Origin of the sequence: Corynebacterium sp. KPL1818 (assembly GCF_000478135.1) — a bacterium.
Taxonomy (GTDB): Bacteria; Actinomycetota; Actinomycetes; order Mycobacteriales; family Mycobacteriaceae; genus Corynebacterium; species Corynebacterium accolens.
This window is the reverse complement of the sequence record NZ_KI515758.1, coordinates 1,079,507-1,103,164: the sequence shown is the minus strand read 5'-3', so window position 1 is coordinate 1,103,164 and position 23,658 is coordinate 1,079,507. Positions and strand designations below refer to the sequence as shown.

The 23,658-nt window shown below is 59.1% G+C and carries 24 protein-coding genes; 18 read left to right on the top strand and 6 right to left on the bottom strand.

Annotated elements, in window-relative coordinates; translation table 11 throughout:
- Positions 1-70 precede the first annotated feature (70 nt).
- The gene (locus HMPREF1261_RS05200) at positions 71-940 is read right to left on the bottom strand and encodes a biotin--[acetyl-CoA-carboxylase] ligase (RefSeq protein WP_023030209.1); all 870 of its coding nucleotides are present in this window, start codon (positions 938-940) and stop codon (positions 71-73) included.
- 43 nt (positions 941-983) lie between these two features.
- On the opposite strand from HMPREF1261_RS05200, the gene HMPREF1261_RS05195 reads away from it, so the two are divergent.
- The 6 genes from HMPREF1261_RS05195 to treS all read left to right on the top strand — a co-directional run bounded on the left by HMPREF1261_RS05195 (position 984) and on the right by treS (position 7,052).
- The gene (locus HMPREF1261_RS05195; protein ID WP_023030208.1) at positions 984-1,976 is read left to right on the top strand and encodes an ABC transporter ATP-binding protein; all 993 of its coding nucleotides are present in this window, start codon (positions 984-986) and stop codon (positions 1,974-1,976) included.
- Positions 1,977-2,078: 102 nt separating this feature from the next.
- Positions 2,079-3,341, top strand: coding sequence for an ABC transporter substrate-binding protein (locus HMPREF1261_RS05190; protein ID WP_023030207.1), 1,263 nt, complete (start codon positions 2,079-2,081; stop codon positions 3,339-3,341).
- Positions 3,342-3,536: 195 nt separating this feature from the next.
- Positions 3,537-4,544 (top strand): carbohydrate ABC transporter permease, encoded by a 1,008-nt coding sequence (locus tag HMPREF1261_RS05185; RefSeq protein WP_023030206.1) that lies wholly within the window; start codon positions 3,537-3,539, stop codon positions 4,542-4,544.
- Positions 4,544-5,365 (top strand): carbohydrate ABC transporter permease, encoded by an 822-nt coding sequence (locus tag HMPREF1261_RS05180; protein ID WP_023016855.1) that lies wholly within the window; start codon positions 4,544-4,546, stop codon positions 5,363-5,365. The genes HMPREF1261_RS05185 and HMPREF1261_RS05180 overlap by 1 nt, the downstream gene beginning before the upstream one ends.
- A complete protein-coding gene (locus HMPREF1261_RS13005; protein WP_023030205.1) occupies positions 5,365-5,550 on the top strand; it encodes a hypothetical protein in 186 nt (61 codons plus the stop codon). Before HMPREF1261_RS05180 ends, HMPREF1261_RS13005 begins: the two co-directional genes overlap by 1 nt.
- On the top strand, positions 5,547-7,052 hold the full coding sequence (treS, locus tag HMPREF1261_RS05170) for a maltose alpha-D-glucosyltransferase (RefSeq protein ID WP_023030204.1): 1,506 nt from the start codon (positions 5,547-5,549) through the stop codon (positions 7,050-7,052). Before HMPREF1261_RS13005 ends, treS begins: the two co-directional genes overlap by 4 nt.
- Positions 7,053-7,294: 242 nt before the next feature.
- Here the strand turns inward: treS and HMPREF1261_RS05165 are convergent, their stop codons facing one another.
- From HMPREF1261_RS05165 to HMPREF1261_RS05155, 3 genes are read right to left on the bottom strand one after another with little or no spacing between them, the layout of a single operon-like run.
- Positions 7,295-7,873 (bottom strand): hypothetical protein, encoded by a 579-nt coding sequence (locus HMPREF1261_RS05165; protein WP_005277394.1) that lies wholly within the window; start codon positions 7,871-7,873, stop codon positions 7,295-7,297.
- 3 nt (positions 7,874-7,876) lie between these two features.
- Positions 7,877-8,449 (bottom strand): hypothetical protein, encoded by a 573-nt coding sequence (locus HMPREF1261_RS05160; RefSeq protein WP_005277392.1) that lies wholly within the window; start codon positions 8,447-8,449, stop codon positions 7,877-7,879.
- 22 nt (positions 8,450-8,471) lie between these two features.
- Positions 8,472-9,740 carry a hypothetical protein gene (locus HMPREF1261_RS05155; RefSeq protein WP_023030203.1) on the bottom strand — a complete coding sequence of 423 codons (1,269 nt, stop codon included), beginning with the start codon at positions 9,738-9,740 and terminating at the stop codon, positions 8,472-8,474.
- A 342-nt stretch (positions 9,741-10,082) separates the two neighbouring features.
- Between HMPREF1261_RS05155 and HMPREF1261_RS05150 the strand changes: the two genes are divergently transcribed.
- Genes HMPREF1261_RS05150 through HMPREF1261_RS05135 form a run of 4 tightly spaced genes read left to right on the top strand, consistent with a single transcriptional unit; the run spans position 10,083 to position 12,793 of the window.
- Positions 10,083-11,543, top strand: coding sequence for an acyl-CoA carboxylase subunit beta (locus tag HMPREF1261_RS05150; protein WP_023030202.1), 1,461 nt, complete (start codon positions 10,083-10,085; stop codon positions 11,541-11,543).
- Positions 11,544-11,549: 6 nt separating this feature from the next.
- Positions 11,550-11,759, top strand: coding sequence for an acyl-CoA carboxylase subunit epsilon (locus tag HMPREF1261_RS05145; RefSeq protein WP_023030201.1), 210 nt, complete (start codon positions 11,550-11,552; stop codon positions 11,757-11,759).
- On the top strand, positions 11,759-12,346 hold the full coding sequence (locus HMPREF1261_RS05140; protein WP_023030200.1) for a nucleoside triphosphate pyrophosphatase: 588 nt from the start codon (positions 11,759-11,761) through the stop codon (positions 12,344-12,346). The genes HMPREF1261_RS05145 and HMPREF1261_RS05140 overlap by 1 nt, the downstream gene beginning before the upstream one ends.
- Before the next feature lie 30 nt (positions 12,347-12,376).
- Complete coding sequence (locus HMPREF1261_RS05135) at positions 12,377-12,793, top strand: DUF3151 domain-containing protein (protein WP_005281598.1); 417 nt, start codon at positions 12,377-12,379, stop codon at positions 12,791-12,793.
- Positions 12,794-12,882: 89 nt separating this feature from the next.
- Here the strand turns inward: HMPREF1261_RS05135 and HMPREF1261_RS05130 are convergent, their stop codons facing one another.
- Positions 12,883-13,602 carry a DUF4282 domain-containing protein gene (locus HMPREF1261_RS05130; RefSeq protein WP_023030199.1) on the bottom strand — a complete coding sequence of 240 codons (720 nt, stop codon included), beginning with the start codon at positions 13,600-13,602 and terminating at the stop codon, positions 12,883-12,885.
- A gap of 334 nt (positions 13,603-13,936) precedes the next feature.
- On the opposite strand from HMPREF1261_RS05130, the gene HMPREF1261_RS05125 reads away from it, so the two are divergent.
- From HMPREF1261_RS05125 to HMPREF1261_RS05100, 6 genes are all read left to right on the top strand, one after another.
- Positions 13,937-14,800 carry a sulfurtransferase gene (locus tag HMPREF1261_RS05125; protein ID WP_023030198.1) on the top strand — a complete coding sequence of 288 codons (864 nt, stop codon included), beginning with the start codon at positions 13,937-13,939 and terminating at the stop codon, positions 14,798-14,800.
- 150 nt (positions 14,801-14,950) lie between these two features.
- Complete coding sequence (locus HMPREF1261_RS05120) at positions 14,951-16,711, top strand: acetyl/propionyl/methylcrotonyl-CoA carboxylase subunit alpha (RefSeq protein WP_023030197.1); 1,761 nt, start codon at positions 14,951-14,953, stop codon at positions 16,709-16,711.
- 22 nt (positions 16,712-16,733) lie between these two features.
- On the top strand, positions 16,734-17,192 hold the full coding sequence (locus HMPREF1261_RS05115) for a hypothetical protein (RefSeq protein ID WP_023030196.1): 459 nt from the start codon (positions 16,734-16,736) through the stop codon (positions 17,190-17,192).
- 158 nt (positions 17,193-17,350) lie between these two features.
- Positions 17,351-18,856, top strand: coding sequence for an ATP-binding cassette domain-containing protein (locus HMPREF1261_RS05110; protein ID WP_023030195.1), 1,506 nt, complete (start codon positions 17,351-17,353; stop codon positions 18,854-18,856).
- Positions 18,857-18,941: 85 nt separating this feature from the next.
- Entirely contained in the window at positions 18,942-19,310 is a 369-nt protein-coding gene (locus HMPREF1261_RS05105) for a GntR family transcriptional regulator (RefSeq protein ID WP_023030194.1), read from the top strand.
- Complete coding sequence (locus HMPREF1261_RS05100) at positions 19,307-20,431, top strand: DUF1648 domain-containing protein (RefSeq protein ID WP_023030193.1); 1,125 nt, start codon at positions 19,307-19,309, stop codon at positions 20,429-20,431. The genes HMPREF1261_RS05105 and HMPREF1261_RS05100 overlap by 4 nt, the downstream gene beginning before the upstream one ends.
- Here the strand turns inward: HMPREF1261_RS05100 and HMPREF1261_RS05095 are convergent.
- Positions 20,428-21,714, bottom strand: coding sequence for a thymidine phosphorylase (locus HMPREF1261_RS05095; RefSeq protein WP_023030192.1), 1,287 nt, complete (start codon positions 21,712-21,714; stop codon positions 20,428-20,430). The two genes, HMPREF1261_RS05100 and HMPREF1261_RS05095, sit on opposite strands and share 4 nt — an antisense overlap.
- A gap of 203 nt (positions 21,715-21,917) precedes the next feature.
- On the opposite strand from HMPREF1261_RS05095, the gene HMPREF1261_RS05090 reads away from it, so the two are divergent.
- Both HMPREF1261_RS05090 and HMPREF1261_RS05085 read left to right on the top strand, forming a co-directional pair.
- Positions 21,918-22,358, top strand: a complete 441-nt coding sequence (locus HMPREF1261_RS05090) for a cytidine deaminase (RefSeq protein ID WP_023030191.1) — start codon at positions 21,918-21,920, stop codon at positions 22,356-22,358.
- Positions 22,359-22,391: 33 nt separating this feature from the next.
- A complete protein-coding gene (locus tag HMPREF1261_RS05085; RefSeq protein WP_023025404.1) occupies positions 22,392-23,612 on the top strand; it encodes a NupC/NupG family nucleoside CNT transporter in 1,221 nt (406 codons plus the stop codon).
- Positions 23,613-23,658 lie beyond the last annotated feature (46 nt).

The following is a 23,658-nucleotide window of genomic DNA, read 5'->3' as shown; positions in this document are numbered from 1 at the left end:
GTGCGAGGCCGTGCTGCTCAGTCCACGCGGACTCCGCAGCACCTGCCGCGCGATGCCTATCGAGCGGCGTCTATCGTGCCGGACGCAGATGCGTCACGTCGCCGGCGGAGTAGTACTCGCCCGCGACATTAATGCGGCCGTCATCGCCGATGCCCTCGACGCGGCCGATGACATCGCCAGTCGGGGTCTCCAACCGCACCTCCTGGTCAATAGATGAGCACACCGCCCGGTAATCCTGCATCAGCTGCGGATCTTGGTTCTCCCACTGCGTAATGCGCCGGCGCAGGTTTTTCAGCACGGTAATGGCCAGCTCGGTGCGGTCGGTATCGCGGCCTTCCAGAGCCAACGAGGTCGCCTTTTCGATGGGCAATTCCTCGCGGGTGAGCGTGACATTAATGCCCATGCCCACGACCACGCGCGCAGAGGGCGCCTGCCCGCCGACGGCCTTATTTACCTCGGCTTTATTGACTTCTGCTTTGTTGACCTCAGCCTTGTTCAACTCAGTCTTATTGAGTTCTGCCTTATTAACCTCGGTCTTCGGTGCGGACTTGAAAGCTTGGCCCACGGGACCGGCCTCGGCAAGGATGCCGCACAGCTTATTGCCATCAATATGCACGTCATTCGGCCACTTCAGCACGGAGCCCTCGATGGAATCGGTCACGGCCAGGCCGGCAGCCAGCGGAAGCGTGCCCAAGTAATCGAGGGAATCGGGCAAGAGCAGCATGGAAAAAATCACTTGGGAGCCGGCCGGCGCAGTCCACGCCCGGCCGAGGCGGCCCTTGCCGGATAGCTGCTCATCGGCAAGCAGCACGGTGCCATCGGCAACGTTTGTGGCCTGCATCAGATCGGTATTGGTGGAACCGGTCTGATCCACAAAATCGATGGTGGTGAAATCCTCTGCCAGGGCGGTGCGAATGCGGTGCTTATCAAGTGCAGTCATAGATTCCAAGATACCGCCCGCTGGTGGTGCTAGTGTGTTGCGCATGGCAAAGGTCACTTTTGAAAAGGTAAATATCACCTACCCCGGCGCGGCGGCGCCCACCGTGAAGGAATTGGACCTAGAAATCGCGGACGGCGAGTTCCTCGTTTTGGTGGGCCCTTCTGGCTGCGGCAAGTCCACGACGCTGCGCGCGCTGGCGGGCCTTGAGCCAACGTCTAGTGGCCGGATTCTCATCGATAATGCGGATGTCACGGGCCTTGAACCGGGCGATCGCGATATCGCGATGGTTTTTCAAAATTACGCGCTCTACCCGCACCTTTCGGTGGAAGAAAACATGGGCTTTTCGCTCAAACTGGCCAAGCTCCCGAAGGCTGAAATCAAGCAAAAGGTCCAGGATGCCGCGGAAATGCTGGGCCTAAGCGAGTTCCTTAAGCGCAAGCCCAAGGACCTATCGGGCGGTCAGCGCCAGCGCGTGGCCATGGGCCGTGCCATCGTGCGCAATCCTAAGGCCTTCCTCATGGATGAGCCGCTATCTAACCTGGATGCAAAGCTGCGCGTGCAGACTCGTACCGAGCTTGCGAGCCTGCAGCAACGGCTTGGGACCACCACGGTCTATGTCACCCACGACCAGGTCGAGGCCATGACGCTGGGGCACCGGGTAGCCGTGCTCAAAGATGGCGTATTGCAGCAGGTTGCCCCGCCGCGCGAGCTTTATGCGGAACCGGCCAACGAGTTCGTGGCCGGCTTTATCGGTTCGCCTGCGATGAACATCTTTGACCACAACGGCGAGCGCCTGGGCGTGCGCCCGGAAAACATGCACCTCAATGAGGGTGCTGAGGGCCTGCGCGGCGTGGTCGACCTGGTTGAAGAATTGGGTTCCGAATCCTTCGTTTACGCCACGGTGGGTGGCGAGCGTTTCGTTGCGCGCTGTGAAGGCACCCCGCCGCAGCGCGGCGAGGAAGTTGTATTGACCTTTGATGAAAGCGCGGCACACCGCTTCGATCCGGAAACCGGGCAGCGCATCGCCGCCTCCTAAAGCACCCCCGTATAGAGGTGAATAATCAAAATCTATTCTGCGCGCGGTGTTTGTAAATTATTTTTAAGGAACACCCAAGCTTTCTGAAAGGTGAATCTCCCCATGAAGAAGTACTTCATTCGCACCACAGTCGCCACCACGGCGGTACTGGCACTAGCCGGCTGCTCCACGTCTGATGATGGTGCAGATAACGCGGATGGCTCCGCATCCGGTTCCGGTTCCGGCGCTGATTCCCACGGACCCATCACCTTTGCCATGGGCAAGAACGACACGGATAAGATCACTCCCATCATCGATAAGTGGAATGAAGAAAATCCGGATGAAAAGGTCACGCTCAAGGAGCTCGCGGGCGAGGCAGATGCCCAGCGCGAGACCCTCGTGCAGTCCCTCCAGGCCGGTAACGATGACTACGATGTCATGGCCCTCGACGTGGTCTGGACCGCGGAATTCGCCGCCAACCAGTGGCTCCAGCCGCTCAACGGTGACTTCGAGACCGATACCTCGGAGCTCTTGCCGGCCACCGTGGAATCGGCAACCTACAATGACGTGCTGTATGCGCTGCCGCAAAACACCAATGGTCAGCTCCTCTTCCGCAATACTGAGCTCGCGGACGCTACCCCGGAGAAATTCGCTGACCTCGAATCCGCCTGCAAGGCGCTGGAAGACGGCAAGAAGTGCCTGACCACCCAGCTCAAGCAGTACGAGGGCTTGGCTTTGAACACCGCCGGATTCATGGAGGGCTGGGGCGACTCGGTGCTTGACGATGACGGCAATGCCACCGTCGACTCCAAGGAGGCCCAGGAAGGCCTGCAGGCCATGGTGGATGCGTATGAAGACGGAATCATTTCCAAGGACTCCACCGCCGCCACCGAGGAAGAGACCAACATGGCCTTCACCGAGGGCAAGACCGCCTTCGCGGTGAACTGGCCCTACATGTACACCAACGCGGTCGATGCCGGCATCGACGTTGAGGTCCAGGCACCGCTGGGCAAGGACGGCGTGGGCGTGTCCACCTTGGGCGGCTACAACAACGGCATCAATATCAATTCCAAGAACAAGGGCACCGCCCTGGACTTCATGAACTTCATCATCAATGAGGAAAACCAGAAGTCCTTTGCTGAGCAGTCCTTCCCGCCGGTTCTTTCCTCCATCTACGATGACCCGCAGCTGCAGGAGGAATTCCCCTACCTGCCAGCGCTGAAGGAATCCCTGGAAAACGCCGCACCGCGCCCGGTATCACCGTTCTACTCCGCCATCTCTAAGGCCATTCAGGACAACGCTTATGCCGCGCTGACCGATGGCAAGTCCGTCGAAGATGCCACCTCCGATATGAAGGCGGCCATCGACTCTGCTTCGCAGGGTTAAAGATAAGCTCCCTGCCCCTCGCATCCCGCGAGCAGGGAGCACACTGAAAACCGAGAAATACATAGCGAACCGCTAGTGCACAAATGGGTGAGGAAGGCGCATACGCCATAGCCTCACCCTTTGTGGTTTTCCCACCCTAGTTGGGGATAGAATCTAGCGCACCAGAAATTATCTGAACCAGAAAGGCGAATAACCGTGGTCACCACTTCGCCGACGCAACAGACGCACCCATCATCGAAGAAACCCAAGCGCAGCCCTAGCTCCAGCAGGTTTGCCAATTTCGGGCGGCCGGCCGCGCTGATCGCCCCGGCGCTTATCGTGCTGGGCATTATCATCGGCTATCCCATCGTGCGCGCGGTCATCCTGTCTTTCCAGGGAAACCGGCAGCTGAACCCCAAAACGGGCATCTTTGAAGAAGGCGGTTTTGCCGGCCTAGACAATTACCTGTACTGGATCAATAACCGCTGTGTTTCCGGTGCGGGTGAAATCACGACGTGCCCGCCCGGTGTTATCGCCACCGACTTTTGGCCCGCCGTTAAAATCACGCTGTTTTTCACCGTGGTCACCGTCGCCTTGGAGACCATCCTCGGCATGTTCATGGCCATCATCATGAACGGCGAGTACCGCGGCCGCGGCTTGGTGCGCGCCGCCGTGCTTATCCCTTGGGCCATTCCTACCGCCGTGACTGCCAAGCTGTGGCAGTTCATGTTCGCCCCAGAGGGCATAGTCAATTCCTTGCTTGGTACGAATATCGCCTGGACCACGGACCCGTTTTATGCGCGCTTTGCCGTCATCATCGCAGACGTGTGGAAGACCGCACCGTTTATGGCGCTGCTCATCCTGGCTGGCCTGCAGATGATCCCCAAGGACGTCTACGATGCCGCCCGCGTCGATGGCGCCAACCGCATCCAAACCTTCTTCCGCATCACCCTGCCGCTGGTGCGCCCAGCCCTGATGGTGGCCGTACTCTTCCGCACCCTGGATGCGCTGCGCATGTATGACCTTCCCGTCATCATGATTTCGAGCTCCTCAAACTCCCCTACCGCCACTATTTCCCAGCTGGTGGTGGAAGATATGCGCCAAGGTAACTTCAATTCCGCCTCGGCGCTATCCACCCTTATCTTCTTGCTCATCTTCTTCGTCGCCTTCATCCTCATCCGTTTCCTCGGCGCGGATGTCTCCGGCAGAAAGGGTGCAAAGTAATGCGTAAATTCGGACACTACGCGGGCATTATCTTCATCATGTTCTGGGGCCTTGCCCCCTTTTATTGGATGGTGGTCACCGCCCTGCGCAGCCAGGAATTCACCTTCGATACCACGCCCTGGCCAACGCATATCACGCTCGATAATTTCCGCGATGCCCTCGCGACGGACAAGGGCAATGACTTCCTCGGCGCGCTAGGCAATTCGCTGTTCATCTCGCTCGCAACCACCGCGGTAGCCGTCTTGGTCGGCGTATTTACCGCGTATGCGCTCTCCCGCTATGACTTTCCCGGCAAGGGTATTGTCACCGGCATCATCCTGGCAGCTTCCATGTTCCCTGCCATCGCGCTGGTTACCCCGCTCTTCCAGCTCTTTGGCCGCCTAGAGTGGATCGGCACCTACCGCGCGATGATCATCCCAAATATCTCCTTCGCCCTGCCTCTGACGGTCTATACCCTGCTCAGCTTCTTCCGGCAGCTGCCGTGGGAGCTCGAGGAGGCCGCCCGCGTGGATGGCGCTTCCCGCGCCCAGGCATTCCGCCTCATCCTCCTGCCGTTGGCCGCACCGGCGCTCTTTACCACCGCGATCATTGCCTTTATCACCACGTGGAATGAATTCATGTTGGCCAAGCAGCTATCCACGACGGGCACCGAGCCAGTCACGGTGGCCATCGCCCGTTTCTCTGGCCCCTCGGCCTTCGAGTACCCTTATGCCGCAACCATGGCGGCTGGTGCATTGGTGACCATTCCGCTTATCATCATGGTGCTCATTTTCCAGCACCGCATCGTCGCCGGGCTTACCGCAGGAGGTGTCAAGGCCTAATGCGCCGGTCCCTGCTGTGGGATTCGCTCCTCGGATTCCTCGGCTTCTTCGCGTGCCTTGCGGTCATCCAAGCCGTAGTGAACTTATTTGAAGACTCCCCCGCCGTATGGCCCGGCCTAGTGGCCGGCGTGCTGTGCGCACTGACTTACCTTGCGTGGCGGGCAAAAAGAAAGGATCTGCAATGAGCTGGTACCACAACGCCGTCTTCTACCAAGCCCTGGTGGGCTCGTTTAAGGACTCCGGCAATAGCGAGGCCGAGAATAAGGGCATTGGTACGCTGCGCGGGGTCATCGACAAGCTGGATTACCTCCAGTGGTTGGGCGTGGACTGCCTCTGGCTCTCGCCGTTTTATGCCTCGCCGCTGCGCGATGACGGCTACGATATCGCCGATTATTATTCCATCCACCCTGATTACGGCACGATGGCGGATTTCGAGGAACTGGTCGAGGAATTGCACCGCCGCGATATGCGCATCATGACGGACCTGGCGCTCAACCACACCAGCTCCGATCACCCGTGGTTCCAGGCCTCGCGCTCCGACCCGGATGGCCCGTTTGGGGATTTCTACGTCTGGGGCGATGACCCCGAGCGCTACCCCGAAATCCGCGTCATCTTCACGGACGTCGAGACCTCCAACTGGACCTGGGACGAGGAGCGCCAGCAGTACTATTTCCACCGCTTCTACTCCCACCAGCCGGATCTCAATTACGATAACCCAGACGTGCAGGACGAGGTCTTTAATATCTTGTCCTTCTGGATGGACAAGGGCCTCGATGGCCTGCGCCTCGATGCCATCGCGTACCTCTTCGAGCGCGATGAGCTCGGCGGCGAGTCCCTGCCGGAGACGGTGGAGTTCGTGGAAAAGATTCGCGCCTTTATGGATACCCACTATCCCGAGGCCGTCCTCATTGCGGAGGCCAACCAGCCGCCCAAGGAGACCATGGAGTACTACGGCTCCGGCAATCGCTTCCACATGGTCTTCAACTTCCCGGTCATGCCGCGGCTGTACCAGGCGCTCGCGCTTGGCGATGCCACCCCCGTCTACGACATCCTCGACCAATTACCGCCGCTGCCCGAGGGGTGCCAGTGGGGTACCTTCCTGCGCAACCACGACGAGCTGACCTTGGAAATGGTCGATGATGACGTTCGCGAGCTGATGTATCAGACCTACCTTCCAGAGGAAGGCATGCGAGCGCATGTGGGTATCGCCAGGCGGCTCATGCCGCTAATGGGTGGGGACCGCCGCAAAGTGGAACTGATGTTTTCGCTGCTGATGACTCTGCCGGGTGCGCCTTTTATTTATTACGGCGATGAAATTGGCATGCTCGATGACACCTCTTTGCCGGATCGCTATGCCGTTCGCACCCCTATGCAGTGGGACGATAGCGAAACCGCGGGCTTTAGTACCCGTACCCCGGCGCGGCTGCCCATCGTCGGCGGCACGTCCGTGGAATCCCAGCTCAATGATGCCACTTCCCTGCTACACAGCGTGCGCACCATGATTGCAGAGCGCCACGCGCACCCCGAGCTGGGCACGGCGCCCTGCGAGCCGGTGGAAACCGGAAAAGAAAGCGTGCTGGGTTACCAGCGCGGCGACCTGTTGTGCCTGCACAATTTCAGCGACCGCTCCGTTGACCTAGGCCCCGTCGAGCTCGGGCCTTACGGGTACGCGTGGTTGCCGGCTTAACTTTGTGCATCCTCCACTGCGATAACTGAGCAAACCCAGCCTTCAGATATCGCAAATCTTCCTCAAAAGTTGCAGGGGACCCTGCACTTTGGAATGTGCACTTTGGAGGATGCACTTCTACAAAGCGGGCGTTGCGCGCTACGGGTTGTGCGCGCCACGGGTAGTGCGCGCTGAGCTGCCACAAAAAGAGCCCAGCTCCACACCTCATTCACAGGGTGCAGGCGGGCTCATTTCCGGAAGAATTAACTCCAGTCCGGGGCGTCTTCTAAGCGCAGCTCGGAATAGCGGGACTCCGGAACGGTGGCCGAGTATGGTTTGCCCACCGTTTCCCACACTTGATCTTGATTGCAGCGCACATCCTGGCCGTCGGTATCCAGCATGGTAAAGCCCCACACCAACTTGCCTTGGGAATTAGCGGGCAGAGTATAGGGGCCAACTACCTGGTTAATCTTCCAGTGCTGTTCGCTGACGTAGTTGAAGCCGTAGGTCTTGGTCAGGATCTTGGCCAGATCGCCTTCACCGCGCACGGAGCCAGACACTTGAACGGTTTCCGTTCGCGCTTTGGATACGGTGTGTTTAACCGGCAGCGGCTCAGCGTTGTGGTTTGCCACGCTGGCGGCATCGGTTTGCTTGAACCAGCGGCGCTTCGCGGTGACATAGGTGGAGTTCTCCCCCGGCGTTGCGCAATGCGTGCCGGGCTTAAAGTCATCGTTCCAGCGCTGGGGCAGCTCAAAGTCTCCGCCGAAGTCAGAGGCGTGGGCGACGGGGACGGCCACCAGGCTCAGCGCTGCGATCGCACTAGCGATGGACTTCGCCTTCACGGTTTAACCCCAATCGTTGTTATCGCGGGTGGAGACCGCGACGTGGCGTTCCTTGGGCAGGGTTGCGGTAAAGGTATCGCCGTTGGCCTGCCAGGTGTGGTCGGAACCGCACACGGTCTTTTGGCCCTCAAAGTCAGAAACTACCCATCCGGCCTTCAGCACAGCGGTCTTGCCCGGCGCGATATCGTATGGGCCGATTTGCTCGCCAACCTCATAGGACTGGCTCGAGGTGTAGCTGGAGGAGAAAGTGAAGTTGATCAGATCCAGCAGCTTGAAGTCCACACCAGCAGAAACGTTCCACTCCTTGGTCTTGGTTTCCTTGATGGAACGGGTCACTGGAAGCGGCTCGTCGTTGTAGTTAGAGATGGTCCAGGTACCGGCGGAGCCGTCGAAATAGGTGCGCTTGATGTCAACGGTTTGGCCGGTATCGCCGGGGTTGGCGCAGCGCTCGCCAATGGTAGTGGGGTTTGCTGGGCCCAGGTCGCGCTGTGGCAATGCGTTAGCGGCTGGGGCAGCGAATACGCCGGTGGCAACGGCCAAAGCCGCGGTGGTGGACGCAATCTTGGACATGCGCATGAGGTGTGCTCCTAAAAGGTAGTTAGTAGATGGTTTGGGTGGGTACGGGCAGATCGCGGTATTCGTCAGGGGTGACGTCTACGGTGCGGGTGCTGCCGTCTTTGGAGGTGATGGTGGCCTCGGCCCAGAAACCGCTCGGGGCGGTGGTCTGCTTATAGTTCGAGGTGAGGTCGTACTTGCCGGATTTTCCGCAGTGCACCTCACGGTAGTTGATGCGGGTCATGGTGGTGCCGTACTCCACGCGCACGCGTTCCCCGGGCTCAAGGTGTACGTGCTTGAGCTCGGTACCAACCGGCATATAGGCGCGCTTGACGGCACCGACGGATTCGAGCCAGCCCTGTGGAATATCGCCCCTATTGCCCCGCCAATTGGTATACGGATCGTGCTGGGCACCGACGACGAAGTCCGTTACCGGCGCAAATTCATAGTCCCCGTGCGACCAGTTGAGGAAGTCGGTGGAATAACCGGGCTTGCGGAAGGTGGGCTGCACTGCGGTGATATCCAGCGGGTACCAGGACTTATCTTTGGCCTCGCACGTATCGCCTTCCTTGGGCCAGGCGGGATCGCGTTGGGGTTCGGCGGCCGGCTGCACGATCTCGTCTTTGTCTGGGTCAGCAATCTTTTCCAAGCTGGGACCGGAGACCGCGGTGTAGTTTCCTTCGATGGGCTTGGAATTCGTGCTGCCGGAGCGGGAGGGAATTTCCATGGCCAGATCCGATACGGAGCCATCGGCCTTGATGATATAGGCAAAGGCATAGCGCTCTGCTGGGCCTTTACCGCGGATGACATTGGCGCCCGGGATGTTTTCGAGGCGATCATCATTGCAGCCGACGAACATGGAAATAAAGTCCTTTTCCACCACGCCGTATTCCACGCGGAAGGATTCGCCCGGCTTGAGCTTGACGGGGCCAAAGGTTTCCTTGTCTCGCCAGCCGTTGGCCAGCTTTAGGCCGATATCGGATTTAGCGGTGGTATCCCAGCCAGAGGGCAGCTTGGCCTTGGAATTGGCATCAATCTCGTGGTTGGTGCCGGTTTCTACCTCTGCGGTATACGGCACTTCCTGGTCGGTGCTGTTTTTAAATTGCAGGGTCCCATCGCTTAAATAGCGACGCCCGGTTTCAGCAAAACGCCATTCGCGCTCGGCGTTATCTCCGGCGGCACTACAGCTTTTGTAGAGATTGGTTATGGGATATGCCTGCGGCATTGGTGGAATATCGCGCGCCTGTGCTGCGGGGGCAATAAGCGCCGCGATGGCAAGTGGGGCGATGAATCTCAGTCTCTTTGAAATCACCTGAAGACCATCCTTGTGGTTGTGAAATATACAAGAAATTATTCGTGAAGACGCAGCTAATATTAAGCCCGCTCTTATAAGTCCTCAACAGTTACAGAATTTTTCACCCATGCCTTCTCACCCGCCGTGCGGTGGGAAAATACCGTCTTACTGGTAAGAAATGCCAGAGATTGCCACGCGCCCCATCCCCCAATAAAGGGGATCTAATGCTTCCTAAAGGCCCAGCCCCACCGATGCCGCGCCTATACCGCGCCGGCGCCCTCCCGTCGCCACCGCTAACCGGCCTGCGCGAATCCAGACAATTTCCGCATCTTTGGCCTTCCACTAGTAAACTCAACGCCTATGACTGACCTGAAGACCACCGCTGGCAAGATTGAGGACCTGGACAACAAGCTCGCCGAGTCCCGCGCGCCGTTGGGGGAAGGCGAGCCAGCCGCCCGCACCCGCGTGAATCAGCTGCTCGATGAGGGGTCCTTTGTAGAAACCGATGCACTGGCCCGCCACCGCTCCACCGACTTTGGCCGCGAACACGATCGCCCGTACACCGATGGCATCGTCACCGGTTACGGCACCATCGACGGGCGCCGCGTGTGCATCTTCAGCCAGGATGCCACCGTCTTTGACGGCACGATGGGTGAGGTTTATGCGGAAAAGCTCACCAAGGTCTATGACCTTGCGCTGAAAACCGGCGTGCCCATCGTCGGCATCTATGATTCCACCGGCCCGCGCGTGCAAGAGGGCATCGTCACGCTGGCCGGCTACGCCCGCAACCTCGCCCGTGCGACGGAGGCCTCCGGTCTTATCCCGCAGATCTCCGTGGTGGCCGGGGATACCAGCGGCATTGCGGCTTTTGCCCCCACGCTTGCCGATGTCCTCATTGTCACCCACGGCACCAGCCTGCACCAGGCAGCAGACGAGGTGACCCAAGCGGAACCGGAAACCTTTGGTGGTGCCGCAGTCCACGCGAAATCCGGCACCGCGCAGCTCAGCGCCCCGAGTGAGCAGGCAGCCCTCGCCTTGGTCCGCGACGTCTTGGCTTACCTGCCGGCTAATAACCGCGCCGAGGCAACGCGCATCGATACGCGCGAGGTCGCCGAGTTCGATCTGGATACCGTCATCCCGGATTCAGCAGAGGATGCCTATGACATGCGCGAGGTGGTCAACGCGGTCGTCGATAAGGGCTCCTTCTTTGAGCTTTCGGCCGAGGCTGCGCCCAATATCATTACCGGCTTTGCCTTCGTGGATGGCCGCGCTGTGGGCATCGTTGCCAACCAGCCGCTATCGCTTGGCGGCGCGTTGGATTCTGCCGCGGCGGAAAAGGCGGCGCGCTTTGTGCGCTTGTGCGATGCCTTTAATACCCCGATCATTGAGTTCGTGGACTCGCCCGGTTTCGTTGCCACGCCGGAGGAAGAAAAGGCCGGTCTCCTGCGCCGGGCGGCGGGGTTTGCGTATGCGCAGGCGGAAGCGAGCGTCGGCAAGCTTACGGTGGTCACCCGCAAGGCCATTGGCCCGGCCTACGCGTTTATGGGGTCCAAGGATCTGGGCGCGGATTTGGTCTATGCCTGGCCGACCGCGGAAATCGCCGTCGCCGAGGCGGCCCAGACCTCGCTGGCCATCTACGGCGATAAGGATAAGCAGGAAGAGATGGACGAGCTCTTCTTGCACCCCTACGCCGCCGCCGAGCGCGGGCTGGCCGATAATGTCATCGAGCCTTCCGCTACCCGCCACTATCTGGTTGAAGGCCTGCGCCTGCTAGAGCGCAAGGTCGTGGCCCAGGTACCCAAGAAGCACGGAACTGTTTAGGAAAAGATGTCTGAACCCGAAATCAAAGTCCTGAAGGGAAACCCCACGGCAGAAGAGCGCGCCGCGCTATCGACGGTGCTCAAGCAGATGAAAAAGGACCACTCCGGTGCTTTTGGGGAACGCAACCACTGGGGCAGGCCCAGCGAGCGCTTCGACCACTACGGCGCGCAGCGCGTCTTTAATCCATCTGCCTTCCACACCGTGCGGTATTACTAATGCGCCTCATTTTGGCCTCGCAGTCGCCCTCGCGCGCCGCCATCCTGCGCGGGGCCGGGGTGGAACCGGTGCTCGAGCCCGCCGATATTGACGAGCGCGCCCTGGAAACCCAGTTGGCGGGGCACTCGCCTGCCGATACCGTGGCGAAGCTTGCCACCGCCAAGGCCGAGAAGGTCGCTTCCCGGTACCCCGACGAGCCGGTTATTGGCGGCGATTCCATGCTGCTATTGGATGGCCAGCTGCAGGGCAAACCGCACACCGTCGACGCCACCATCGAGCGTTGGCACCAACAGGCAGGCCGCACCGCGCAACTGCTTACCGGCCATTGTCTGATTTTTGGCCCGCAGCGCCACGTGGAAACCTCCACCACTACCATCCGCTTCGCAGAGGCTTCTGCCACCGATATTGAGGCCTACGCCCGCACCGGCGAGCCCTTGGAGTGCGCGGGCGCGTTTACGCTGGAAGCCATGGGCGGCTGGTTTATCGATAGCATCGACGGCGATCCCTCTTCTGTTATTGGGCTGTCCCTGCCGGTGGTGCGCCGCGCGCTCTACTCTTTTGGGCTTAACGTTTCTGATTTCTGGTAGGCCCGCACGAGCATCGCTAGAGTGTGTCTTATGGAAATGAAAGACATGCTTGCCCCAGAACCGATTAAGTTGCCCGCCGATCCCGGTGCTAAGGACGCGGCCGCACCTGCCGCCGGCATCGTAGACCACCCGGATTCCCCGTTGCTGTGGGCCATGCTCGCGGAGCAGGAGCTCGCCAAGCTCGAGGGCGCGGACCCCAACGAGTACATCACCGCTTATGCCTATGCCCGCACCGGCTACCACCGCAGCTTGGACCGCCTGCGCGGCAACGGCTGGAAGGGCTGGGGCCCAGTCCCCTTCTCCCACGAGCCCAACCAGGGTGTCCTGCGCGCGATTGCCGCCCTCGGACGCGCCGCTAAGGCCATTGGCGAGGACGATGAGTACGACCGCATCCGCCAGATGCTTTCCGATGCCGACCCCGATAGCGTTGCCCAGCTGCTCGACTAAGCCCACACTGCGGCTTATTAGGCCAATACAAAAAGCACATTCTCCCTGTTCAATCCCAGAGGAGAATGTGCTTTTCTTGTAGCTTATGCCTAGTTCAGCCGGTGCAGGATTTCGCGGGTATATTGCGTCGTCCGGATATTTGCGACTCCAAACTCTAACAAGAGCCTTAAGCCAATGAGCTCGGCAAAGCAGATAAGCGTAACCAAGATGGCGGTGATAATCCCGAACGGACCAAAGAAAACGAATCCTAAAAGTAGGCCCAACAACCACGTGCAGCCAAGGATGATCATGCCGATGACATAAATCGCCGAAGCATAGCCTACGGTGATGAATTTATCGAAGCTGAAGTCCAACAGGCCGGAGAAGAAGCCATCGGTTGGCGTCTTCGTGCGCGGAGCCTGTGGCGGGAACTGCCCGCTGTTATTCGGATACGCAGTAAATCCTGGCTGCTGTCCATTCGGCGCGTTCCACGCCTGCTGTCCCTGCCAAGAATTGGTCTGTTCTGGGTAGGAATGAGACGGCTGCGCGGGCCCCGGTTGCGCTGGACCCGGTTGCTGCGAGTACTCGGGGTGCTGATAAGCCGCCTGTTCCTGGCCCGATTGCGGGTGCTGCTCTTGGCTGCTTTGCGAGCCTTGTTCCTGGCCAGCCTGCGGGGTGCCATGGGAACCGAAAGCTCGCGCGTCATTGTCCGCAAAAGCACCGAAATCCTCGGTAGTGTCATTGCGCGGACCCTCAGAGAAATCACGAGCAACGAAGCCCTTCGAGAATTCCTCGTTGTCGTTAGTGGTGTTGTCGCTATGATCAGCCATAATCGCAGCCCATATTCCTAGGTCTAGGGAGAAACAGAACGATCTGACTATAGACCTTTTCAGCGCGTGGCGCGGTGTAAACATGATTAAAATTCGCTGCCCCGATTAATCTTCGAGAGCTATTGGGTGCGCGCCTTAAGTAATGCGGCGGGAAAACTTGTAGAATCGCGGCTCCAAGTAAAAGCACTATTATGTTTAATTCTTTCCCGCCCCCACTTGGCTGTCTTATTGTAAGGAATACCACACTACGGCCTCCCAAGTGATCAATTTGGCATTCATCGGGTTAGAGTGGTGGGAGCGAATCATCCCGTTTTATTAGAAAGGCAGGCGGGCAGTGGCAGAAGTAGACCCCTATCCCCCATTCCAGCAATATGCGCACCCAGAGCGGCTTGTCTCCGCTCCGTGGCTGTCTGCGCGCCTGGGCGTTAAAGGGCTGCGCGTCATCGAGGTCGATGAAGACTCCCTTTTGTACGATATCGGGCACATTCCCACAGCCACGCGGATCAATTTCCGCACCGAGCTGTTGAGCTCGCTGACGCGCGACTTTATCAACGGCGAGGAATTTACCCGCTTGATGCGGGAAAAGGGCATCCACGAGGACGATACCGTTGTTTTGTATGGCGATAAGTCCAATTGGTGGGCGGCCTATGCGCTGTGGGTATTTACCCTCTTTGGACACAAAGACGTCCGCCTTCTCGATGGCGGGCGCGATGCGTGGATGTCAGAAGAGCGCGATACCTCCTTCATGGTCCCGGAATTCCCGGAGTCGGATTATCCCGAGGTAACCCGGGACGATTCCCTCCTGCGCGCCTTTGTTTCCGATGTCCGCGAGGCAACTGGTTCCCTGGTTGATACCCGCCCGCCGGAGGAATTCGCGGGTGAAGCGACGGAGTTCGACCCGAATGGAAACTCGCCGTATGGCACGACCATGTGCCACGGCCACATTCCGGGTGCGATCAACTTGGAGTGGGACCGCGCAACCTACCCCAATTCCTGTTTCCGCAACGTTGATGACCTCAAGGTCAACTACGGCATGCTGGAGCCGGATACCCCCACCATTTTGTATTCCCACGTGGGCGCGCAGGCCGCGTTTACGTGGTTCGTGCTGACCTACCTTTTGGGCTTTAAAAAGGCGCAGGTCTACGATGGATCATGGTCTGAGTGGGGCAACATGGTCAATATGCCGATTGAAAAGTAGATTTTCGTCCGGTCATTAATTACCCACATCGTGACGATGTGGGTTTATTTTTGTTTAAACGTAACAATTATTGCCAAACGGACGAATTAATATTTTGGTGTGCAACAATAGATCCCGTAGTAAACGAAGTGTATTCAGGAGGTTACTGCCGTGGCAGTAGAAACCAAGAAGATCTCCAAGGTTCTCGTAGCGAACCGAGGTGAGATCGCCGTGCGCGTCATTCGTGCTGCTCGCGATGCCGGGATCTCCTCAGTCGCCGTTTATGCCGAACCGGATGCGCAGGCGCCCTTCGTCACGCTTGCCGATGAAGCCTTTGCCCTCGGCGGTTCCACCTCTGCTGATTCTTATCTTGTCTTTGACAAGATTCTGGACGCTGCCGCTAAGTCCGGCGCGGATGCCATCCACCCCGGCTATGGTTTCTTGTCCGAAAATGCCGATTTTGCTCAGGCCGTTATCGATGCCGGCCTAACCTGGATCGGCCCGCCTCCCCAATCCATCCGCGCTTTGGGCGATAAGGTCACGGCCCGCCACATCGCCGAGCGCGCCGAAGCCCCCATGGCCCCTGGCACCAAGGATCCTGTGGCCAACGCGGACGAGGTCAAGGCCTTCGCGGATGAGCACGGCCTGCCCGTGGCCATCAAGGCGGCGTTTGGTGGCGGCGGCCGCGGCATGAAGGTCGCGCACACCGCCGAAGAGATTCCGGAGCTTTTTGAATCCGCGACCCGCGAGGCCACCACCGCCTTTGGCCGCGGCGAGTGCTTTGTCGAGCGCTACCTCGATAAGGCCCGCCACGTGGAGGCCCAGGTTTTGGCGGATAAGCACGGCAATGTGGTGGTCGTCGGCACGCGCGATTGCTCCCTGCAGCGCCGCTTCCAAAAACTCGTAGAGGAGGCGCCGGCGCCTTTCCTGAGCGACGAGCAGCGCGCCTCCATTCACGAGTCCGCCAAGCGCATTTGCCGCGAAGCTGACTACTGCGGCGCCGGCACCGTGGAGTATTTGGTTGGCGCCGATGGCCTGATTTCCTTCCTCGAGGTCAATACCCGCCTGCAGGTGGAGCACCCCGTTTCGGAGGAGACCACCGGGCTGGACCTCGTGCGCGAGCAGTTCCGGATTGCCCAGGGCGAAAGGCTTTCGCTGAGCGAAGACCCGGCACCGCGCGGGCATGCCTTTGAGTTCCGCATCAATGGTGAAGACGCCGCGGCTGGCTTCATGCCCGCCCCCGGGACCATCGTCAAGTACTCCGAGCCCGCTGGGCCTGGCGTGCGCGTGGATTCGGGCGTCGTCGAGGGCTCCGTCATCGGCGGGCAATTCGACTCCATGCTGGCCAAGCTGATTGTTTGGGGCCCAGACCGTGAAACCGCCCTGCGCCGCTCCGCCCGTGCCCTGTCTGAATACCAGGTTGAAGGCCTGCCCACCGTGCTGCCCTTTGACAGGGCCATCGTCGCCGATCCCGCCTTTACCGCGGAAAATGGTTCCTTCGATGTCTACACCAAGTGGATCGAGGAGTCTTGGGATAACCAGCTGACGCCGCACGATGATTCCACCGATGCGGAAGCCGGCGCACCCGAGGCCTCCCAGGTCCACACCGTAGAAATCGACGGCCGCCGCATCGAGGTGGCCTTGCCCGCCACCTTTGGCATTACTGGCGCGCGCAAGCGGAAAAAGCGCAAGGGTGCCGGTGCCAAGGCCGCGGTATCCGGCGATGCCGTGACCGCACCGATGCAGGGCACAGTCATCAAGGTCAACGTGGAAGAGGGCCAAGAGGTAGAAGAGGGCGATATCGTCCTGGTCCTTGAGGCGATGAAGATGGAAAACCCCGTCAAGGCCCACAAGTCCGGCACCGTAACCGGGCTGGCGGTCGAGGCCGGCTCGTCCACCACCAAGGGCGCGCAGCTGCTGGAAATTAAGTAGCCGCCCCAGCTAACCTGGAAGAATGACTGATTCTTCTCTTGGTGTTCGCTTGGCCAAGGAAGAGGACCGCGACTACCTTGCGGGTCTCTTCCCCTCCCATATCGCGGACTGGTCCCCCATCGTTGATGGCGGCGTCATCGCCTTGCCCCTCGCCGCCAATGAGGACCCAACCGTAGAGCCCGTGGGGGCCGCGCTCCTGCGCTACTACCCCGCCGCCACCAAGGGCCCAGCCTTCCTTGGGGATCCGGGCGCTGACCCGCTTGACGATGCCACCTGGCTCACCCCCTTCGACCCCGAGGACATCCCCGAGCTCATCGTCGCCACGAATGGCACCGACGACGAGGCTTCCCGCGCCCACGACCTGCTCGTTGCCAACGCTACAGACCTCGCGGCCGAGCAAACCGCCCCCGGCATCGCGTCCGCCACGCCACTACCGGGCTTCGAGGAGCTCACCCAGGGTAAATTCTTCCGCCGCTTCTAATCTGGCGTCTGTCTCTTGCAGGCCTCCGGTTCCAGCAAGAGATGAATTTTAGCTAGTACCCTTGTGTTCTGCACCACAGCTGCTATTGTTGAAAGCTATGAAGATTTCCGCCTAGTACGACGTCCCTTGCACACTCGTTCTTTAAAGGTGGATTCTTCATGCCGATTTCTTTTTCCCAACTCAGCCTGTCGTGGCCAGACGGCACGCCCTGCTTTTCACAGCTTTCCGGAACGCTCCCTGACTCGGTTACGGGGATGATTGGCGATAAGGGCTCCGGAAAGTCAACCCTTGCTAAGGTCCTGTCCCACCAGATCGCGCCGTCCTCGGGTACATTCACGGCACCAGAGGTTACCTACCTAGACCAAGATCTTGGCTTGCGTGATTCCTTAACCATCGCCGAAGTATTCGGCGCGGCGGAAAAGATTGCCGCGCTCCACGCACTTGAAGCGGGAAATTACTCCGAGGATCTGCTAAAAACCATTGGTAACGACTGGGATATCGAAGACAGGATCCATGCTTGCCTTCATAACGTAGGCGTTGCCCACCCGCTAGATCGCACCATCGGTACGCTGTCTGGAGGCGAAGCGGTCACCATCGCATTAAACGCCGCCTTTTTTGATCACCCGGACTTTGTCATCCTCGATGAGCCGACCAATAACTTGGACGCAGCAGGAAAAACCAAGGTCACCGAGCTTATTTCCAGCTCTTCTACGCCCATTCTTGTCATCTCCCATGACCTAGACCTGCTCTCCCATGTCGAGCACATTGCAGAACTCTACGCGGGACGTTTGCGGTTATTTTCCGGAAATTATCACGCCTACCGGGAGGCCATAGAAACCGAACAGCGCGCTGCCGAAGCAGAAACGCGCGGGGCTAAAGCCGAGCACCGCAAGCAAGTGCGCGAGCGCGAGGCGATGCAAGTGCGCATTTCCAGGGATCAGCGCCGCGGCAAAGCCTTCTCCCACAACAACCGGAAACCCGGGATGGCAATGGGCAACGACAAGAATCGCTCCCAAAATACCGCGGCTAAGCGCTCAGCTCAGGCAGCGGGTTCGGTAAAGGAAGCATTTGATGCCTATCAAGCTGCGCAACATAAGATCCGCCCGGACGAGCACGTACACCTTGATCTCCCGGGCACGCAGCTGCCCAATGGCACCCGCGTGCTCACCAGCAGCATCGTGGACTTAACCGGACCTGAACATGTACGTCTCATGGGGCCAAATGGCAGCGGGAAAACCACGTTCCTTAATGAGGTTGCGCGGGGCGGCGTTGAGTACAGCTTGGACTGTGGATATTTGCGGCAGAAAATCACCCTGCCAGAAAATCGCACAATCTTAGAAATGGTCACGGAGGCCAACCCCACTGCTCACCCACAATTCATCCGCGATCAATTGGCACAGCTACTATTTCGCGATAACCAAGTGCACCGCCGCACCGACCAGCTATCGGGCGGCGAACGCTTCCGCGCGGAATTTGCCCGGGTGTTGCTAGCCGAGCCCAGCCCGCAATTCCTCCTGCTTGATGAGCCCACCAATAATTTGGATATCACCACCATAAAGTGGCTCGTGCAGATTCTTGAGTCCTACGAGGGTGCGTACCTGCTGGTCAGCCACGATGAGGGCTTCTGCAAGCAGCTCAGCTTAACCTCGCAGGTGCATATCTAGTCCCCAGTCTCCGCTTTGTATTACCTCCACTAATACAGACTATGCTACTCTTAGTTGCACAAAACTTATTGGAAGGAGGTAGCTCATGCTCATCACGCTCAACCCTGACGCGGATGCGCCGGTCTTTCAGCAGATTCACGATGAAATCGTGCTGGCCATCGCCCGCGGGCAACTGCTTGCTGGCGAAAAGCTCGATCCCGTGCGCCACGTCGCCGCGGATATTGGCATTAACCCGGCCACGGTCAAAAAGGCCTATGACCTACTCGTGGCTGATGGCCTCGTCGAAACTGTGGGTCGCTCCGGATCGATCGTCCGGTCCGGCGCGCACACCGCGGCGCAAGAACAGCAGGTACGGCAACGCCTGCGCCGCGTGGCAGCGCTTGCCCGCGCCCAGGGCTTTTCCACCGATGAGCTCCACGGCTACCTCGATTCCACACTGAAGGAGCTATCATGATTCTCACCGTCCTCATGGCCGCGATCACGCTGGTCATAACGTGGATAATGACCACAATCCCGGCGCTTGCGGCGCCAGGCGCCCCGCTCGGCGTTCGCGTTCCCCAAAGCCACCTTTCTGATCCGGTTGTGGTCGGTGCTATTTCTGGATTTAAGACTCGGACGTGGGTTGTGGGCATCGCCGCGACGGTTATCTCGCTGTTCTACGTTAACCATTCGTGGGTGGCGGCCCTGTCTTCCCTGCTGGTCATTATCGGCAGCATGTGGGCTTACCTCTCCCAGCGCCGCTATATCATCGCGGCTAAGAAAAACGGTGGCTGGTTCGACGGGGTAGAAACCGCGGTCAGCGCCCAGGTAGCGGAGCGGGACGCCGACGCTGTGCAGGATATTGATGTACCAACGCCGTCTTTTCCCTGGCTGACCATGTTGGGTTCCTTGCTTGCCATCGTCGCCGGCGCGCTCATCGTCGCCGCCCATTGGACCGATATCCCCGATCCCGTACCGGTGCACTGGGATGATTCTATGGAGCCCGATAGCTGGAGCGACAAGTCCATCGGCAGCGTCTTTTTCATCACGTTTATCGCGCTGGGAATGTGGTTGCTTTTCGCCGGCATCTGCTGGCTTATCCAATGCACCGCGGTTCGTCCACGTTCGGAGCGCTCCATCAAGGCGCGGCTGCGGAATCAGGCAAACCTTGCAGCCTCCAACGAAGCGATGGGCGTCCTGCTGCTTCTCATGTCCCTCGGGCTGGCGTTTATACAGATAACCGGCCCGGTACCGAGCTATCAGGACCTGGCTGGCCTCTCCTTTATCACCATGGTGGTGATGACCATTAGCGGCACCATAGCCATCGTGGCAATGATACTGCGCGCCCAATCGCAGCTCGAGCAACAGCTGCGTGGGGTGAAACTTCCGGATAAAGACAAAGAATCCCCCGATAATGACGAGCATTATAAGTGGGGGATCCTGTACTACAATCCCGATGACCCAGCGGTGCTGGTGGACAAGCGCCTGGGCGTCGGAGTGTCCTTCAACTACGCCACGTGGCAGGCAAAGGTCTTCCTCGCCGTCATGGCACTCATCATCATCGGGTCGATTGCACTTCCATTAATCCTGATTTAACCAATGCGGTCCAGGATGATCTGGCGCTCCTTATCCAGCGGGGCGTCGGTAATCTTAAAGCCCTGCTGCAAGGTCTCAAGGGAGCGCTCGAAGCACTCTGGGGTCTCCGTGTGCAGGGTGAAAAGCTTCTGGCCCTTGGATACCTTCTCCCCCTTCACCGCGTGCAATTCGATGCCCGCGGTTGCCTGTACCGGGTCTTCCTTCCGGGCACGGCCAGCGCCCAGGCGCCAGGAGCTCACGCCGACGGACAAGGCATCAAGCTCGGTGAGGTAACCATCGGATTCAGCAATGACATCGTGGGTATGCGTAGCCACTGGAAGCTTGGCGTCTGGGTCGCCGCCCTGCGCCTTAATCATTTGCTTCCACTTATCCATGGCGCGGCCATCCTTGAGCGCCTTTTTCACGTCGGCATCGTGCACGCCGGCTGCTTCCAGCATCTCGCGCGCAAGTGCCAGGGTCAGCTCGACGACATCGCTTGGCCCACCGCCGGCTAGAACCTCGACGGATTCTTCAACCTCGAGCGCGTTGCCCACCTTGCGGCCCAACGGGGTGGACATATCCGTTAGCAGTGCCGTTGTGGCGGTGCCGGCATCATTGCCCAAGTCCACCATGGTCTGCGCCAGCTCGCGGGCCAAGGTCTCATCCTTCATAAAGGCGCCAGAGCCCACCTTGACGTCGAGGACCAAAGACGAGGTACCTTCCGCGATTTTCTTCGACATGATGGAGGAAGCAATAAGCGGAATCGCCTCAACGGTGGAGGTGATATCGCGCAGGGCATAGATCTTCTTATCCGCGGGCGCGAGGCCAGAGCCTGCCGCGCAGATGATGCAGCCTGGGTCCTCCAGGATTTCCATCAATCGCTCATTGGAAATATCCGCCTGCCAGCCCGGGATGGCCTCCAGCTTGTCCAGGGTGCCACCAGTGTGGCCCAAGCCGCGGCCAGAAAGCTGCGGGACCGCGACGCCAAAGGCGGCCACGAGGGGTGCGAGCGGCAGCGTAATCTTATCGCCAACGCCACCGGTGGAGTGCTTGTCCGCGGTCTTCTTGGACAAGGACTCAAAGCTCATCGTCTCACCGGAGGCAATCATCGCCTTGGTCCACTGCGAGATTTCCTCGCGGTTCATGCCGTTGAGGAAGATCGCCATATTGAGCGCAGCCATCTGCTCATCGCCCACGACCCCGCGAGTATAGGCATCGATGACCCAGTCGATTTCCTCCGGGCTAAACACCCCCTTATCGCGCTTGGTGCGAATAACATCTACCGCATCGAATTTCTCGGCCATGACGACTCCTCCTGTAATGATTTGGAAACCGAAACATACAAGCACATAATGTGATTTACTGCACTATATATAGTGGTTGTACACTCCACCACGTCCAATTATTATTCCCTATAGAACAGATGTCAATGAGTATTTTTCTTTTTGTTCTAATGGAGAATTAACGCAGTCTCTCTTCATCCCGTAGAAAGAAAGTCCATACCGCAATGAACGCCACCCCGGATTCACCTCCTACCGATGCCGAATTGCTCAGCCTCGCAGAAGAAGCAGCCCACCACGCCTGGGCGCCCTATTCCTCTTTCCCAGTCGGTGCGGCTTTGCTGCTTGCCGATGGCCGCATTGTCACCGGCTGCAATGTCGAAAACGCCTCCAGCCCGCTAGGCATTTGCGCCGAACGCAATGCCGCCGCGCACATGGTCACCACCGCAGACGTAACGGCCACCGATGGCCACTTGCCCAGCATCCCGCAGATTAAAACGGTTGCTATCGTCGGCTTAAAGTCCGCGCCTTGCTACCCTTGCGGTGCCTGCCGCCAGGTCCTGCGGGAGTTCAACTGCGAGCGCGTCATCGTCTCCGTCGACGGAAAGCCCCGGAGCCACGACTTTGCCGAGATCCTCCCCCATTCCTTTGGCCCAGAGTCACTCTAACTAAAAAGTCCCTTCACAGAACGGTCAGAAAATATGGAACGCTTACAAGGATTGCTCGGCATCATTGCCATTCTTGCAGTGATCTACGTCTTGTCGAGCTCGCGTAAAAATATCAAGTGGCGCACCATTGGCGTGGGCCTTGTCCTGCAGGTGGTCTTCTGCTTCTTGGTCCTCGCGTGGGAGCCTGGATTCAAAGCCCTCAAGGGCATCGCCAATGGGCTCACTAAGCTCACGGAATTTACCAACGAGGGCACCCAATTCGTCTTCGGCGGGCTTTTCGGTGATGACTTCGTCTTCGCCCTCAACGTGCTGCCCGTGATCATCTTCTTGGGCGCCATCATCGCCGCCCTGTACTACCTCCGAGTAATCCAGTACTTCGTGGAATACGTCGGATCCGCCATCAAGTGGCTCATGGGTACCTCCAAGGTGGAATCGGTCTGGGCCACCACCGTCATCTTCCTCGGTCAATCCGAGGCCCCGCTGGTGATTAAGCCCTACCTGCCCAAGCTCACCCGATCCGAGCTTTATACCTGTATGGTCGGCGGCTTTGCCTCCGTGGCCGGATCCACGCTGATCGGCTACTCGCTCTTGGGCGCGCCCTTGGAGTACTTGCTCGCCGCTTCGCTCATGAATGCGCCGGGCTCCCTGCTCGTCGCCAAGGGCCTCATGCCAGAGACGGAAGAGACGAACCTCGACGCCACCGTTAAAGACGTCCGCGATACCGAATCCAAAAACATCATCGACGCCATCAGTAGCGGTGCCATGGCCGGCGGTAAGATCGCCATCTCGGTTGCCTGCTTGCTCATCGCCTTCATCGCCTCGATCGTGATGCTCTCTGCCATCCTCGGCGGCATTGGTTCCCTCTTCGGCCAAGATAACTGGTCGCTCGAAGGCCTCTTCGGCATCATCTTCGCCCCAGTGGCCTGGCTTATCGGTACGCCGTGGAACGAGGCGCTCGAGGTGGGTAACTTCATCGGCCAAAAGACCATCCTCAACGAGTTCGTTGGCTACACCGCATTCGGTGAAAGCGTCGATGAGCTCAGCGATAAGGCCGTCTTGATCTCCTCCTTCGCCCTCGCTGGCTTCGCCAACCTGTCGTCCATCGGTATCCAGATTGGTTCCATCGGTGGCCTCATCCCTGAGCGCCGCGGTGAAGTCGCAAAACTTGGCCCGCGCGCACTCTTCGGTGGCTTCCTTACCAATATGCTCAATGCCGCCATCGTCGGCGTCATTGTTGCACCCATGGTTCTCTAACCGGGTACGCCGCACTTAAAGCATAAAAATCCCCTCCCAGCAGTTC